This is a genomic window from Blautia sp. NSJ-175 (assembly GCF_022867815.1).
Classification (GTDB): Bacteria; Bacillota; Clostridia; order Lachnospirales; family Lachnospiraceae; genus Blautia; species Blautia celeris.
Genome location: NZ_JALIFQ010000007.1, coordinates 260,509 through 275,057, shown reverse-complemented (window position 1 = coordinate 275,057; position 14,549 = coordinate 260,509). Strand labels below are relative to the sequence as shown.

The 14,549-nt window shown below is 49.5% G+C and carries 11 protein-coding genes and 1 riboswitch; all 11 genes read right to left on the bottom strand.

The window, feature by feature from the left end; genetic code table 11:
* Window positions 1-104 precede the first annotated feature (104 nt).
* Window positions 105-182, bottom strand: a riboswitch (cyclic di-GMP riboswitch).
* 90 nt (window positions 183-272) lie between these two features.
* A complete protein-coding gene (gene mobB / locus MUB35_RS13675) occupies window positions 273-1,403 on the bottom strand; it encodes a molybdopterin-guanine dinucleotide biosynthesis protein B (RefSeq protein ID WP_052099694.1) in 1,131 nt (376 codons plus the stop codon).
* A gap of 3 nt (window positions 1,404-1,406) precedes the next feature.
* Entirely contained in the window at window positions 1,407-1,718 is a 312-nt protein-coding gene (locus MUB35_RS13670) for a hypothetical protein (protein ID WP_103731846.1), read from the bottom strand.
* Entirely contained in the window at window positions 1,715-2,989 is a 1,275-nt protein-coding gene (locus MUB35_RS13665; protein WP_227210066.1) for an NTP transferase domain-containing protein, read from the bottom strand. Before MUB35_RS13665 ends, MUB35_RS13670 begins: the two co-directional genes overlap by 4 nt.
* A 3-nt stretch (window positions 2,990-2,992) precedes the next feature.
* The gene (locus MUB35_RS13660; RefSeq protein ID WP_244806373.1) at window positions 2,993-4,228 is read right to left on the bottom strand and encodes a molybdopterin molybdotransferase MoeA; all 1,236 of its coding nucleotides are present in this window, start codon (window positions 4,226-4,228) and stop codon (window positions 2,993-2,995) included.
* A gap of 327 nt (window positions 4,229-4,555) precedes the next feature.
* The gene (gene fdhF / locus MUB35_RS13655) at window positions 4,556-7,252 is read right to left on the bottom strand and encodes a formate dehydrogenase subunit alpha (RefSeq protein ID WP_033143447.1); all 2,697 of its coding nucleotides are present in this window, start codon (window positions 7,250-7,252) and stop codon (window positions 4,556-4,558) included.
* An 11-nt stretch (window positions 7,253-7,263) separates the two neighbouring features.
* Window positions 7,264-9,144 (bottom strand): NADH-ubiquinone oxidoreductase-F iron-sulfur binding region domain-containing protein, encoded by a 1,881-nt coding sequence (locus MUB35_RS13650; protein ID WP_033143448.1) that lies wholly within the window; start codon window positions 9,142-9,144, stop codon window positions 7,264-7,266.
* Window positions 9,141-9,620: a complex I 24 kDa subunit family protein gene (locus MUB35_RS13645; protein WP_033143449.1), complete on the bottom strand. Its 480-nt coding sequence runs from the start codon at window positions 9,618-9,620 to the stop codon at window positions 9,141-9,143. The genes MUB35_RS13650 and MUB35_RS13645 overlap by 4 nt, the downstream gene beginning before the upstream one ends.
* A gap of 115 nt (window positions 9,621-9,735) precedes the next feature.
* Window positions 9,736-10,908 carry a PP2C family protein-serine/threonine phosphatase gene (locus tag MUB35_RS13640; RefSeq protein WP_033143450.1) on the bottom strand — a complete coding sequence of 391 codons (1,173 nt, stop codon included), beginning with the start codon at window positions 10,906-10,908 and terminating at the stop codon, window positions 9,736-9,738.
* On the bottom strand, window positions 10,905-12,632 hold the full coding sequence (locus tag MUB35_RS13635) for a [Fe-Fe] hydrogenase large subunit C-terminal domain-containing protein (protein WP_033143451.1): 1,728 nt from the start codon (window positions 12,630-12,632) through the stop codon (window positions 10,905-10,907). Before MUB35_RS13635 ends, MUB35_RS13640 begins: the two co-directional genes overlap by 4 nt.
* 261 nt (window positions 12,633-12,893) lie before the next feature.
* On the bottom strand, window positions 12,894-13,487 hold the full coding sequence (locus MUB35_RS13630) for a TVP38/TMEM64 family protein (RefSeq protein WP_033143452.1): 594 nt from the start codon (window positions 13,485-13,487) through the stop codon (window positions 12,894-12,896).
* Complete coding sequence (locus tag MUB35_RS13625; RefSeq protein ID WP_244806372.1) at window positions 13,457-14,548, bottom strand: glycosyltransferase family 4 protein; 1,092 nt, start codon at window positions 14,546-14,548, stop codon at window positions 13,457-13,459. Before MUB35_RS13625 ends, MUB35_RS13630 begins: the two co-directional genes overlap by 31 nt.
* Window position 14,549: the final 1 nt, after the last annotated feature.

Here is a 14,549-nt window from a genome sequence, read left to right as displayed (position 1 = left end):
TCAATTTTTATTCTCCTTCCCCTTTCAGGGCCAAAAAAAACGATACCCAGGGATATCGTTTTTCTTAAAGACAACAGACGGACAGAATATTCCTGTCCATCACTGTCTGCAGCCCGGCTGTCCCTCCCTTGGGACCCGTGGCTTTGCGTCACTGCCTTACGACAGTTTTGCCCCTTTATTTTTTTTATATTTCCGTTTTCTGACTCTGTTCATGTATTAAACAGGATCACTATATTAAGAATATCAATTTTGACAATTTTAGTCAAGTCTTTTCATTCCATATTTTTGATTTTTTTACAGATTTCTTCCAGAAGACCGTCTCTGTTCTTTTCCGTAACTTCAATCACTTCCACGTCGGGGCGTTCTGCCACTGCCTGTGTAAACGCACCTGTATTCTTCTGCAGGACACCGATGACAAGACTCTGGGTATCCAGACAGGAGAACAATGCTTCCTGAAAGGCGGGGGCATCTGCCTCAGCCTTTCCGAGTTCATCTATCACGGCTGTTTTTTCAGGCATTTCCTTCACCTTTTTCATCACGGCTGCGCCCAGTGTCTCAAAGGTTTCCGGTATGGATATCTTCTTTCCCTTACCGGCCCGTATTAGGATCGGACTGTCATTTTCGTATTCTCCCACAGGTACCAGGCTGTGCAGGTAAAATCCCTTCTGGACACCGCCGATCTCATAGGGCAGTGTTCTGTAACCCACCGGCTCTGTTCCCAGTTCTTCCACAATACGGTTTAAAAGTGTGCTCTTGCCAGCCCCTTTTTCCCCTGTCAGGAAGATATGTTTTCTATGTGCTTCTGAGGGATGGGCCGTGAGTTTTTTCTTTCCGGCCAGCTTTTTCTCTGCCTTATGGCAGCCACACTGGCAAAAAGCCGCTGCCTTTTGGAGCATGGGACGCTTTTTTAAAGGAAATTCCGCATCCGGAAGTGTTTCCAGCAGATCTGCCAGAGCGGATATCTCTTCCACAGAGTGATAGACTCTGAACTCCCCATAGGTTTTTTTATCCCCGGCAAGTCTCCCTGCTATGGCAATCGTCTCCTCTGTCAAACGTTCCGAAACCTCCGCATCCTTATGTGCACAGATGATTCTGGGCACACAAAGTTCATACTCTCCTTCCAGTATGAGGTAATCCACAGGCAGTTTCTCATAGAAATCCCCGCTTACGTCCGCCGGAAGTAAAATATCGGTCTCTTTTTTCCCTTTTACACAGACAAGATCAGCGCCCGCCTCCCTGTGTCTCCACGTATTACTGTCAGAAGTGTCCAGGGTAAATTCGGGACAGAACACACTCTTTACGGTTCCTACCCGGTATCCCCGTTTTTTCAGTTCTTTGATGAGTCCGGTAACCGTTGTGGTCTTGCCGGACTTTCTCACACCTACGATCGTACAGATTTTCAACTGTCACCCTCCCTGCTCACTCTCTATTTCTGTTATATGTTTACACCAGCGCCTTCGGTGTGTATCCTTTGGAATCACGAGACGGTATGTCTCTCCATCCTGCGCAAGGTATACATCCCCCGCGAGGATTTCTTCACCGGAAACAAGCGTATCCCTGCCGTCCCCGCTCACAAACTCCACGAGGCTGTCCGCAGTCACACTGCCCAGTACCTCACTCACCGAAAAAGCCTGATAGGAATATTCAGCTCCGTCAGCACACTTCCCCTTGAGTTTCACAGGGGTCATGCCTTCAAACAAACCATCTTCTATCTTCATATATGCTCACCCCAGACTGCCAGCATATCCTCTATGTTATAGGAGTACACGCCATTGGAACACGGATTCTCCCCATGGGTCCCTCCGTCACCGGCCTCATGCACGCCATGATCGCTGATCAACAGGATCTCTCCCTTAAAAATCCCGGAGAGCGCTTCTATATATCCGTCTGTCTCTTTTAATTTTTCCATACACGCAGAGCTAAAGGGGCCGTCTGCATGGGCCGCATCATCAATCTCATGAAAATGGGCAAAAATAAATTCTTTTTCCTCCGAAGCCGCTTTGCACGCATCCCGGTAAATCCAATAATCGCAGCCTTTTCCCTTTGCCGCAGCATGAAGCCTGGGCAGAAGTTCTGTCTTCAAAATCCTGGTATCCCCCTCTAAAAATGCTGTATTTTCCCCACTCCTGCCGGCAAACAGGGTGGGGACCAGAACTTCCCTGTCCTTTCTGGAGTGTATCCCGTGCACATCCGGCAGTTCCCCTGTTATCATGGTAGCCATAGCCGGATTCGTCACCGGCGGCTCCACAGTCCTCACAGGGAGCACGGAAAAATTACGGCTGATAAAAGGCACACTGCCATTGTCCGCCGCATTTTTGTACATACGGTAACCCAATCCGTCCAGGTAACAGACCATTACCTTTCCGTGTGTCAGTTTTTCCCTGACACGGGGCGCAAATTCCTGCAGCTTTCTGCCGTAATGAAAACAGAGCTGTTCATATTCTTCAGACGTATTTACATTTGCAATGACCGCCTCTCCGAATCCCAGCTCCTCCAAATCCAGATACCGTGTATTGACCCGCTGAAACAAAAGTCCGGGCTTGTGCTCCCGGTTTCTGCGCATATGCTCCACAACAGGCAGAATCCTTTTTGCATACACACTGCACAGCGGCTGAGGCCTGCCCTCTCTTCTGAGCACCAGGCAGTCCTCCTCACCGGTAATGTTTGACACCAGAGCCTTTAAAAATTCCCGGCTTATCATGGGCATGTCTGTGGCAAGCATCACCGCATACGGTGCATCCATCTGCTTTAATACCTGATAAATGCCCTCCAGCGGTCCGTATTCTTTTTCCTCATCCTCCACCAGTGTACAGGACAGATCCCGGTATTTTTCCCTATCATCCACTGAGACATAGATTTCAGGGAAATCCCGGCAGGCATCTATAAGCGTATGCAGAAAGGTGTCACCGTTCCATGTAAGGGAAGCCTTGTTTTTTCCCATTCTGCTGCTCTTTCCTCCTGCCAGAATCCCTGCTGCTGTCTTCACCATATCCTAATCCTCCCCCAGATAAAGGGCATCAATGGTGCTGCCCGGCAAAAGTGCGTCCGAGCCTTTTGGAATCATGCCGATGAGATTACAGCCGCCCCAGGGGCTGACCATACCGTTTGCCTGATTCTTCCTGGTGTTTAAGCACACTCTTCCCTGATGGAATTCCAGAATACCGGGGATGATCCTTCCTCCCGGGCTTTTCTTTGGAAATCCCTCCGGCAGACATACCGGAATACTGGGCACTTTGTATTCTTTTTTACCGCACATTTTACGGAATGCGGGAAGCCCCAGCAAAAATAAAGCTGCCGCCGCTGCAGAAGGATTGCCGGAAAGGCCCAATAAAAGCCTGCCGTCCTTTACCGCTGCCAGAGTTGCCATTCCCGGCTTCATTCTCACCTGCCAGAAGAGCACCTCTGCTCCGATTCCCTCCATAGAAGAAAGGGCCAGGTCATAATCCCCCACAGATGCGCCTCCGGTTGTTATGACACAGTCCGCATCGGCCAGACACGCGGTGAGCGCATCCTTGATGGCGTCCTCGTCATCTCTGACAATTCCGTAGATATCTGCTGTGATTCCCCACTGCCGCAGAAACCCCTGCAGCATGTAGGCACTGCTGTTTCTTATTTTACCGGGTTTCAGCTCCTCCGATACGGGCAGAAGCTCATCCCCTGTGCTGATGATCCTGACTCTGGGCTTTTTGAAGACTTCCACCTCTCCATACCCGAGACCTGCAAGCAGTCCCACGGACGCAGGGCTTAAATGCCCGCCCTCCTCCATGACGACCTCACCTGTCTTTACATCTTCCCCTGCTTTTACGATGTTGCTCCCCGAAGCAATGGGTGAAAAGAAACACACTTCCTTATCAGTAAAGGAAGTGTCTTCATATTTCACCACAGCATCGGCCCCCTGAGGGATAGGCGCTCCGGTCAGTATTTTTACTGCCTCCATAGGCCCTACCGCTTTTTCGGGCGCATGTCCCGCCGGTACCTCCTCAATAATTTTTAAAGTCACCGGCTTATCATGTCCCGCATCTGCAACATCCGCAGAGCGGATGGCATAACCGTCATAGGGGGAGCGGTCAAAGGGCGGAATATTTTCTTTGGCCAGTATCCGGCAGGCCAAAATCCTGCCGTAAGCCTGATCGATCTCCACCTTTTCCTTCCCCATTCTCTCTGTATGGGAGAGAAGCAGGTCTATGCCTTCCTGTATTTCAATTCTCTTTGGATAGTTTTGTGCCATATCTGTTGTCTCCGTTATACTTGTTACGATTCAGCCAGCTAAATCGTTACAGGTATTCGCCCATTAAAAATCGCTTTGCGATGGGGCGAATACCTGCTGTCACGTTACTATTCACAGCCCTGCAAAAGCGCAGTTCTGTGAACAGTAACACGCTTCGCGATGCACACAAAATGCAATAAATTGCATTTTGGCGCTGGCTAACTCGGGATTTTGCTTCGCAAAACACCTCCCGGGACATTGGCCGTGAATAGTAACGCTGTCAATACTCTTATACACGGTCAGCGCGGTAAATGCGCAGACCTGGCTGAACAGTTACAAAATCATTACTTATGCTTTTTCAATTTTTATCGCACATACCTTATATTCCGGTATTCTTGCGTATTTGTCCAGTGCTGCATTGGTCAGCCAGTTTGCATTTCCATCCGGGAAGTGGAACGGCATCCAGGATTCGCCCTGGGAAACCTTGCGTCCTACTCTTGCGGTGGATTCAATCTGACCACGTCTGGAGGATACTTTTACCTTGTCACCGTTTTTGATACCCAGTGCCTCGGCATCCTTGTAGTTCATCTCTATATAAGAGGTACCCTGGATTTCCATAAGTCCCGGTGTTCTTCCGGTCATGGCCCTTGTTGTATAGTGATACAGCATACGGCCGGTCATCATGATGATCGGATATTCCTCATCCGGAAGCTCTGCGGACGGAACGTACTCTGCAGGATAGAACATGGCAAGTCCTCTTGAGAATTTGCCCACATGCAGAATCGGAGTTCCCGGGTGGTCCTTGGTCGGGCACGGCCACTGCAGCGTTTCACCTGCGTCAAGCCTTGCATGGCTGATGCCGCCGTAGCTTGGTGTTACGGACGCGATCTCATCCATGATCTCAGCGGAGGTCAAATGCGGCTGCGGATAGCCCATACGGTTCATCAGGTCAATGATGATATCTGTATCCAGTCTCATATCCCCGTCCAGCTTCACAGCAGGGCGTACTCTCTGCACACGGCGTTCCGTGTTGGTAAAGGTACCCTCTTTTTCCGCGTAGCTGACACCCGGAAGGATAACATCCGCATACTGTGCGGTCTCTGTCATGAACAGCTCCTGGATCACAAAGAAGTCCAGATTTTCCAGTGCTTTGATAATGTGATGGGTATCCGGGTCTGTGACAATGGGGTCTTCACCGTAAATATACAGGCCTTTTACCTTGCCTTCGATAGCTGCCGGGAATACTTCTGTGGAGTGCAGACCATTGTTGGGATTCAGCTTCACGCCCCAGGCTTTCTCGAATTTCTCACGTACTTCCGGATTCTCCACTTTCTGGTATCCCGGGTAATCCTTCGGGCCGGCACCCATATCACAGGCACCCTGTACGTTGTTCTGTCCGCGGATCGGGTTAACGCCGCAGCCCTCGCGTCCCAGCTTGCCTACCAGCAGAGCCATATTGGACATGGACATAACGCCCTCTGTACCGGTGGAATGCTCGGTAACGCCCAGACAGTAGATGATCGGCGCTTTGTCTGCTTTTGCATACATGATGGCAGCTTTTCTCAAATCATCCGGGTCAATGTGGCAGATCTCCGCAACTTTTTCCGGTGTGTAATCTTTTACGATCTCTTTGATCTTCTCATAGCCTTCGGTTCTCTCTTCGATGAACTTCATATCCTGAAGTCCTTCTTCAATGATCACATGCATAATGCCGTTGGCAAACGCAACGTTGGTACCCGGTCTTAATTTCAGATGAATGTCTGCTTTCTTGGACAGATCTATATCACGTGGGTCAACCACGATCAGTTTGCAGCCTCTCTGTACCGCCTGGCGGATCTGCATGCCAATAACAGGATGCGCTTCCTCCGGGTTGGAGCCTACCATCATGATCAGGTCCGGTTTCTGGGTGATATCTGCAATGGGGTTGGTCATAGCGCCTGAACCAAGGGTCATGGCAAGACCTGCAACGGATGCGGAATGGCATACACGTGCACAGTTATCTGTATTATTGGTTCCAAAGCAGGTTCTCACCATCTTCTGAACCATGTAAATGTCCTCATTCGGGGAACGGGAACATGCAAAACCTGCCAGGGATTCAGAACCATACTGTTTCTTGATCTCCATAAATTTGGAAGCCACCAGATCCAGTGCCTCGTCCCAGCTTGCGCGCTCAAATTCACCGGTCTCTTTGTTCTTGATGAGCGGATATTTCACCCTGTCTGCAGAGTGTACAAAATCAAAGGAACCGCTGCGTCCTTTTACACAGAGCAGATTTTTGTTGGCCGGACCGTTGGCCGGCTCCACATCCACGATCTTATTGTCTTTGACTACCAGATAGAACTGGCATCCGGTACCGCAGTGCGGACAGGTAGTCAGGACTTTCTTGTCGATCTGCCACGGACGGAAGGATTTTCTTCTCTTGGAGGAAAGTGCTCCGGTAGGACATGCCTCCACACAGTTTCCGCAGGACTCACAGGTACTCTTTCTGATAGGCACGCCGAAAGGTGTTCCGACGGAGGACTCAAATCCTCTCTCCATGGTGTCAATGGCACCGCGGCCTACCACCTTATTACAAGTATTCACGCATCTGTGGCAGAGAATACACAGGTTCGGATCATAGGTAAAGAACGGGTTGGAGTCATCCACCGGGAACTCGGTCATCTCGCCCTCGTATGTGGTTCTCTCCACGCCGTATTCCACGCAGTAGTCCTGCAGCTTACATCTGCCGTTCTGTGCACAGGAGAAGCAGTCTGTCTTGTGATTGGACAAAAGCAGGTTCAGGATGGTCTTTCTGGCATCCACTACCTTCTCGCTCATGGTCTCGATCACATCGCCCTCGCTTACATGGCAGGAACATGCGGTATCCATTTTCTTTCTTCCCCTGTTTTCGATCTCCACCATACACATACGGCAGGAGCCATCCGGAAGCAGGTCTTTGATATAACATAATGTAGGGATTTTCACACCGGCTTTCTCTGCAGCCTGTAAGATGGTAGTCCCCTTCTCAACTTCTACAGGAATTCCGTCTATCGTAACATGAATCATTCTCTCTCCTCCTATCTTACCTCGATTGCATCGAAACTGCAGTTTTCTATACATGCGCCGCATTTGATACATTTTGCGGTATCGATGGTATGCGGTTCTTTCTTCTCACCGGTGATAGCACCAACCGGACAATTTCTTGCACACTTGGTACATCCCTTACATTTTTCCGGATTGATATAATAGTTCCGAAGCGCTGTACAGGTATGGGAAGCACATTTCTTATCCACGATATGCTCCATATATTCATCACGGAACATACGGATGGTGCTCAGTACAGGAAGCGGTGCACTCTTTCCGAGGCCGCACAGAGACAGATCTTTTACACTCTTTGCGATCTCCTCCAATTTGTCAAGGTCTTCCACTTCCCCTTTGCCCGCTACGATCTTCTCAAGGATTTCCAGCATTCTCTTGGTACCGATACGGCAGGGAACACATTTTCCGCAGGATTCTCTCTGGGTAAAGCTCATGAAAAATCTTGCCACTTCCACCATACAGGTGTCCGTATTCATAACAACAAGTCCGCCGGAGCCTACAATGGCACCGAACTTCTTAACAGAATCAAAATCAAGAGGCTCATCCAGATGCTGGGTAGTCAGACATCCGCCGGACGGTCCGCCGATCTGTACAGCCTTGAATTCAGAACCTTCCTGAAGACCGCCGCCGATCTCATAGATGATCTCACGCAGGGTAGTTCCCATGGGAACTTCGATCAGGCCTGTATTTTCAATGGAGCCTGTCAGGGAGAAGGTCTTGGTACCCGGGCTTCCCTCTGTTCCGATGGTGCGGAACCACTCATGGCCTTTCAGGATGATCTTCGGAACATTGGCATATGTCTCCACATTGTTCAGAACCGTGGGTTTTGCCCACAGACCATGGTCAACGGTTCTCGGCGGTTTGGTACGCGGGAATCCTCTGTTGCCCTCAATGGAGGCTGTCAGAGCGGAACCCTCGCCGCAGACAAAGGCACCGGCGCCTCTGTTAATATGCATATGGAACGCAAATCCTGTTCCCAGAATGTCATCTCCCAGAAGATTTCTCTCCTCCATAACTGCAATGGCGTGTTTCAGCCTTGCCACAGAGTTGGGGTACTCGGCACGCACATAGATATATCCCTCAGAGGAACCTACCGCGTATCCGGCAATCATCATACCCTCAATGAGCTTGAAGGGGTCACCTTCCATAACGGATCCGTCCATGAATGCTCCCGGATCACCCTCGTCACCGTTGCAGACTACATAGCGCTCTTTTTCTTCCTGAGCAGCAACCTGTTTCCATTTCCTTCCGGTGGGGAATCCGCCGCCGCCTCTGCCGCGCAGGCCGGACTGGTCCACTTCCTCCACAACATCCTCGGGCTTCATGTCAAACAGCACTTTTTCCAGGGCTTTGAATCCGCCCGCTGCAATATATTCATCAATGGATTCCGCGTCAAATCTGCCGCAGTTTTCCAGAACCACACGTGTCTGTTTTGCAATGAACGGAATCTCATCCGGCTGTACATAGGTGTTCTCCGCTTTCTTGTAGAGCAGTCTGTCCACAAGGCCGTCACCCATAACCGTATTGTCAAAGATTTCCTGACAGTCATCCGGCTGGACCTTTATGTACTGCACCACTTTGTCACCCTTCTGGATACGCACCAGAGGACCGAATTCACAGAATCCCTGGCAGCCTGTCCTTTTGACACCCACGTGTTCTTTCTCGTCATGGGGAGCAAATTCAATGGTGACATTGGGGGTGTTCCCCACGATTTCCATCATCTTCTGATAGATCTTCTCGGAACCTGTGGCAATACATCCTGTACCGGAACAGACAAGGATCCTGCATCCGTAAGACTGCAGCTCCTCTACCGCCGCTTCCCTGCACTTGTCGAGTTCTGCTTTGTTTGAAATCATCATGCGCCTTCACCTCTCAATTCCTGCACTAACGCAACTACTTTTTCCGGTGACATCTTGGGATGCACTTCCTCATTGACCATCAGCGTGGGAGCCAGGCCGCATGCACCCAGACAGGATACGGTTTCCACAGTAAAGATCATATCATCGGTGGTGTGTTTCTTCTTGCTCAGTCCCAGCTCTTTGTAGAGTGCCTCCAGGATCGGCATGGATTTCCTCACATGACATGCCGTACCGTCACAGACTTTAATGACATATTTTCCCTTTGGCTCAAAAGAGAAATTCTCATAAAAAGTTGCAACACTGTAAGCTTTTGCCTCTGTCACCCCGATCTGCTGTGCAGTGTAAGTGAGCAGTTCCCCCGGCAGATAGCGGTATTCACCCTGAATGTCCTGCATGATCGGAATCAGGGATGACGGTTTCTTTCCGTACCGCCCAATGATTTCATCTGCCTTTTCGTAGTAAGATTGGTCTAACATATATTACCCTCCTATATATAATATATTACCTCTGATGCCTTGAAAGGCGGCCTGCACATTTTGTTCAGATGCAGAACCTTCCTTATCCGGTTCAACCTGGCAAGGTATCAAATGACTACCATATTTTCATCTTCACTTTTTTCCCCGCCTTCTCCAGACAATCTTTTAAATGGTAGGTAAGACGCAGTTTTTCTCCTGCATCTATGTGAAGTTCTGTGTTCGCCGGGTTTCTGGCATTTCCGAAAAAAATGCGGATGTCTGTGGAGTTTTCAAAGAGCTCCTCCAGAAGCCTTGCGGCTGCATCCTTTTTCCTGCCGAAACCAAGCACTGCCAGTCCGTCTTTTAAATAGCGATTGGCATATATATTCAAACGCCGGATGGTCAGAAGGCCCTCCGTGACCAGATCCACACCCTTCAGGGCAGACATGGCCGGCACCTCATCGCATCTGGTGTCATCAAGCGAAACTAATTCCTCACCCAGATGGTCTGCCACGAACTTAGCTGTGGTTCCGCCGCACACAATGTGCTTTCCGGGTGATGCAAAAAACAGTTTTAAAAATGCCTCATCTTTTTCCATCTGGCTGGGCGGCCCGATCATGAGATTCGTAACTGCCCTCTCACATAATTTAATCACCAGAACCGTGATATCATCATCTGTCTCATCTAAATTCAGGTCTACACAGGCGCTGGCGATATGGGCTGCCAGCTGCTGGGCTGACATCTCTTTTTTGTATTTTTGTTCGCAGAAGCGGACTACATCCTCCCGCCCCCATCCTCCGTTGGTAGTCTTTCCCATACCGGCATTGGTAACGCCGTCTGACATGAGGATGAGCACGTCGTCTTTTTGCAGGGTAAGCTCTGCCTCCCGGATTTCCTTCTCCTTGATGCTGTGTGAGGTCTCCGGATATTCCACAGACCTTCCATCCCTCAGAAGAATGGCACCCGGATTATCATACTGGGCCAGATAGGCCTGTCTGCCGCTTATCTTCAGGGCAGTAAAGGTGGAGTAGGCCATGTTCCGCACGCGGCACACGGGAAGTGTCTTGGCAATGGCCTCCACGGCATCGTCCAGCGGAAGCTTTTTTATCATCATGGTACAGAGCATTTTTGCTGTGAGCGTTGCCAGAATGTTGGCTTTTACCCCGCTGCCGAGGCCGTCCGAGAGAACCAGTACCGTGTCGGAACCCCGTTCCTCTGTAATGTAAAAGTCTCCGCAGAGGGATTCTTTCTTTTTATTCAGACTGACATGTCCGAAATCCGCAAAGAGGTTGTCAAAATGTATCTTCATAGCCATCCCTCCGGATTGTCAGTCCCGGACTTTTCCTGTTCTGTGAGGATGGTCTCCTTCAGCTTCTCCACAGCCACCTTTGTGTCGGCTGCCGTCTCACCTAAAAGCTCTGCGATCTGATGAACGATGCGAAGCTGTTCGTCCGCCAGCTTATCCGCCATCTGTGCCGCCATGATCCTGGTACGGCGCACCTCCTGCTGCTGTGCCACCTCTTTTGTGACATTTTTCATAATGCAGATGATCAGTCCGTTACTCTTATCATACGTGAGAACACGCTCCAGATAGACCTTGTATTCCTCCACAAAAATCTTGTCCTGGGTAAATCCCTTACCGAATGCCAGCATATTTACAAAGGCGTAATCATCCATAAGCTTTGACACCGGCTGGCCGATAATGGCCTTTTTCCTTCGGATATCGAATAAATCCATGGCTGCCCTGTTGAGCTGCACCACTTCCAGATCTGTATTCACTGTCACCAGCATACCCGGCATGGAATTGATGATCTTGTTGGCATAGCTGGCCTCACGCTCCCGCATATAGGGAATACACATGGAAATCTCCGCCTTGTTCTGGAAAATAGCGATGGCCTTCTCCCTGCAGGTGTTATATCCGCAGGCACCGCAGTTTAATTCCTTCTGGTGGGTGGCCTTTCCCATCTTTTTCAGGATTTCCTGAAGCTCAGCCTCTGTGGGCTTTGGATGGCTGACCTCTTTTTCAATAAATTCCCGCTCCAGGTTCATACCTGCAGGGAGATTGAAATCTGCTTCATCATCGGGACAAAACGGGTCTTTCATGGAAGCTTTCATCACATCCATGGAACCTTTCAATCTGCGTATCTTATCCTTCTGGAAAGAGGGGCCTCCGATACAGCCGCCCTCGCAGATATTCAGCTCCAGAAAGCATTTATGTATCTTTCCCTCCCGCAGTTCCTCCAGAATCTGCATACAGTTTTCCACACCATCAATGCTCAGATAGGTATAATCTTCATTTTTTCTGATAATCCGTGTGATGCCGCCGCTCATGGCACGCATTCTGGAGAGCATAGGCTCCGGTTCCTCCTGATCTGCGTCAACCGTGATACTGTTTTCCTCCATCCAGGCATCCAGTTCCTCGAAGGTTATGACATAGGCGGAATAATTGTTTTTCTCGGAGATTTCCGCAACGGGCGAGATGCACGGGCTTATATATACCGGAATGCAGTCCCTGTTTTTCTCTTTCAGATATTTGGCATGGGTCTGCATGGGGGATAACACCGGAAGCAGGTATTTTGCCAGCTCCGGATATTTGCTGCGCACAAGACGCACAACTGCGGGGCATACAGAGGTGATCATCACATCCATCTGCCCTTCCTGCAGAATCCGTTCATATTCTCTTCGCACCAGATACGTGCCTTCCGCAGCTTCTCTGGCATCCGTAAATCCCAGTTTCCGCAGTGACTCCCTGAGCACCGGGAAACTGCCCGGCCCGTATTTTGCAGTATAGGCTGGATTCACACTTGCCACAAGCTGATATCCCTCCGCGATCATCCGCTTCAAACTGGGCACATCGTTCTTCTCCGCTTTTGCGTGCTGGGGACAGATGATCGTGCACTTCTCACAGAGAATACAGTCATCCTGCATGATCTGCGCCTGATGGTCCCTGATCCGGATGGCCTTCACCGGACAATGGCGGACACATTTATAACAATTTTTACAGTCTACCGGTTTAAATTTGAGAATCCACATAGTTTCCTTTTCCGTCATTCCGCACTGTATTGTGCAGATTCGTCAATATTGCTTAGAATTACCTATTTCATTATACATGAATCATCGGATTTATACAATATTCATTCCACAATTTTTCTTTTTATTTGTAATTTTCCTACAATAAATGCTGTTCTATCCTGCACACTGTATATTTGTAGCTGCTCTGACTCTACATAATATACATAGAAAAACGCCCTCTCTGCAGCCGCTTGGGGCTTCACGAAGAGGACGCTGTACGCATCAGAACATCATTTTCAGTACTTCCATAATACCGGTCAGTCCAAGGCTGTATAAAAGGATGGAACCCGGTTTTCCCAAAAGGATGATGGCTGTGAATTTCTTCAGAGTCATTTTTGTTAAGCCCGCAATGTAGCACAGCAGGTCATCCGGTGCCACAGGGAGAAAGATCGCCACTGCAAATGCCTTGTCAAATCCGTTTCCCTTGCTCAGCCATCCGATGTATTTGTCGTAATTCTTCTCCCCAATGATATTCCGCACAAAAGGTCTGCCGTACTGTTTGGAGAGAAGAAATGCCAGTATGGAACCAATGCTGATTCCAATGTAATTATATACAAATCCCCACACAGGGCCGAAGATCAGCACCCCGCCCAGGCACCCTATGGCACCCGGAAGAATGGGAATCACTACCTGTACGATCTGAATCAGAACAAACAGGGCAGGAGCCCACACACCGCAGTTGTGAAGGAAAAGTTCCAGAGCATCCCTGGATACAAAGATCCGATTCTGCACTCCATAGAAAATGAAAAATCCCATTCCGATCAGTCCCGCGATGGTGCACAGGTTCATGAGAACTGCTGTTCTTTTTGTCTCCATACGTTTCCTCCTCTCCGGCGGACAGGGACGGTACGTTTTCCCTCTGCCGCTGTCTTCTCATAAAACTCTTTCCACATCTGCCCCACATGCTCCCTGCTGTAAAATTCATGTCCCGCAAAAGAGGCGTGGGCACTTCTCTGGTAAAAATCAGGATCTTCCCTGAGCTGTTTTAAGGTACTTACAAATGCATCCATACCGTCTCCCCTGAGCGCGTAATCAAAAAGGATCGGGTCATATATAGGCAGGTTCCGTACCAGGACCGGTACTGCGCAGTTCATGGATTCCAATATGGTCATGGGGAACAGTTCCTCATAGGAGGGAAGGAACATCACATCAGCCATGTTGTAGATCTCATTCATTTTCTCCCTATCCACGATTCCCAAAAACCGTACGTTCGGGGGAAGGTGCTTCATCATTTTCCTGATCTCCTCGTAGCCGTCGGATATCCTTCCAAAGGAGAATCCGCCTGCCCAGACAAACATGCAGTCCGGCATTCTTTTCGCTGCCTCCACAAAATCAACCACACCTTTTCGTTTCTGGAGCTGGCCTACACACAGAACGGTAAATGCGTCTTTGCTGATGCGGTATTCCCTGCGGATACGCGCCCTCTCCTCACGGGGAAGGGGATAAAAATCCTCCTCTGACACTACGTTTGGAATATAGGTCACCCGTTCTTTTGGAATCCCGTAGTGTGCCAGACGCTCAATAAAATACGGATTGACTGTCACCAGCTTATCCATTCTTTTATAGAAGGAGAGCATATAGCGGTAGAAAATCTTCTTCATAAACCGGGGAAGATGGATGCTGTTCTCTACTGTCTCCGGAAGGAAATGTACATATCCCACGGTCTTTCCCTGTCTTTTTCTGTGTCCTATCCCCAGGTAAAATTCCGGGTTGATGGAATGGTAGTGGGTGATTTCACAGGATTCTTTTGCATTGTTCAGCACCTCAAACTGTCCCTTCAGAACCTGCGCCGCCAGCGCTACCTGCTCATCGTGAGCGGAAAGAACGCCCTGTCCTTTTACCATATCTGCCTTTGACATCATATTTATTTTCATCATA

What these genes read in the sequence shown, in the direction of transcription:
- MUB35_RS13670 (WP_103731846.1), bottom strand. Translation starts at nt 1,718, where the DNA reads ATGAAGATAGAAGATGGTTTGTTTGAAGGCATGACCCCTGTGAAACTC.
- MUB35_RS13665 (WP_227210066.1), bottom strand. Translation starts at nt 2,989, where the DNA reads ATGGTGAAGACAGCAGCAGGGATTCTGGCAGGAGGAAAGAGCAGCAGA.
- MUB35_RS13660 (WP_244806373.1), bottom strand. Translation starts at nt 4,228, where the DNA reads ATGGCACAAAACTATCCAAAGAGAATTGAAATACAGGAAGGCATAGAC.
- fdhF (WP_033143447.1), bottom strand. Translation starts at nt 7,252, where the DNA reads ATGATTCATGTTACGATAGACGGAATTCCTGTAGAAGTTGAGAAGGGG.
- MUB35_RS13650 (WP_033143448.1), bottom strand. Translation starts at nt 9,144, where the DNA reads ATGATGATTTCAAACAAAGCAGAACTCGACAAGTGCAGGGAAGCGGCG.
- MUB35_RS13645 (WP_033143449.1), bottom strand. Translation starts at nt 9,620, where the DNA reads ATGTTAGACCAATCTTACTACGAAAAGGCAGATGAAATCATTGGGCGG.
- MUB35_RS13640 (WP_033143450.1), bottom strand. Translation starts at nt 10,908, where the DNA reads ATGAAGATACATTTTGACAACCTCTTTGCGGATTTCGGACATGTCAGT.
- MUB35_RS13635 (WP_033143451.1), bottom strand. Translation starts at nt 12,632, where the DNA reads ATGTGGATTCTCAAATTTAAACCGGTAGACTGTAAAAATTGTTATAAA.
- MUB35_RS13630 (WP_033143452.1), bottom strand. Translation starts at nt 13,487, where the DNA reads ATGGAGACAAAAAGAACAGCAGTTCTCATGAACCTGTGCACCATCGCG.
- MUB35_RS13625 (WP_244806372.1), bottom strand. Translation starts at nt 14,548, where the DNA reads ATGATGAAAATAAATATGATGTCAAAGGCAGATATGGTAAAAGGACAG.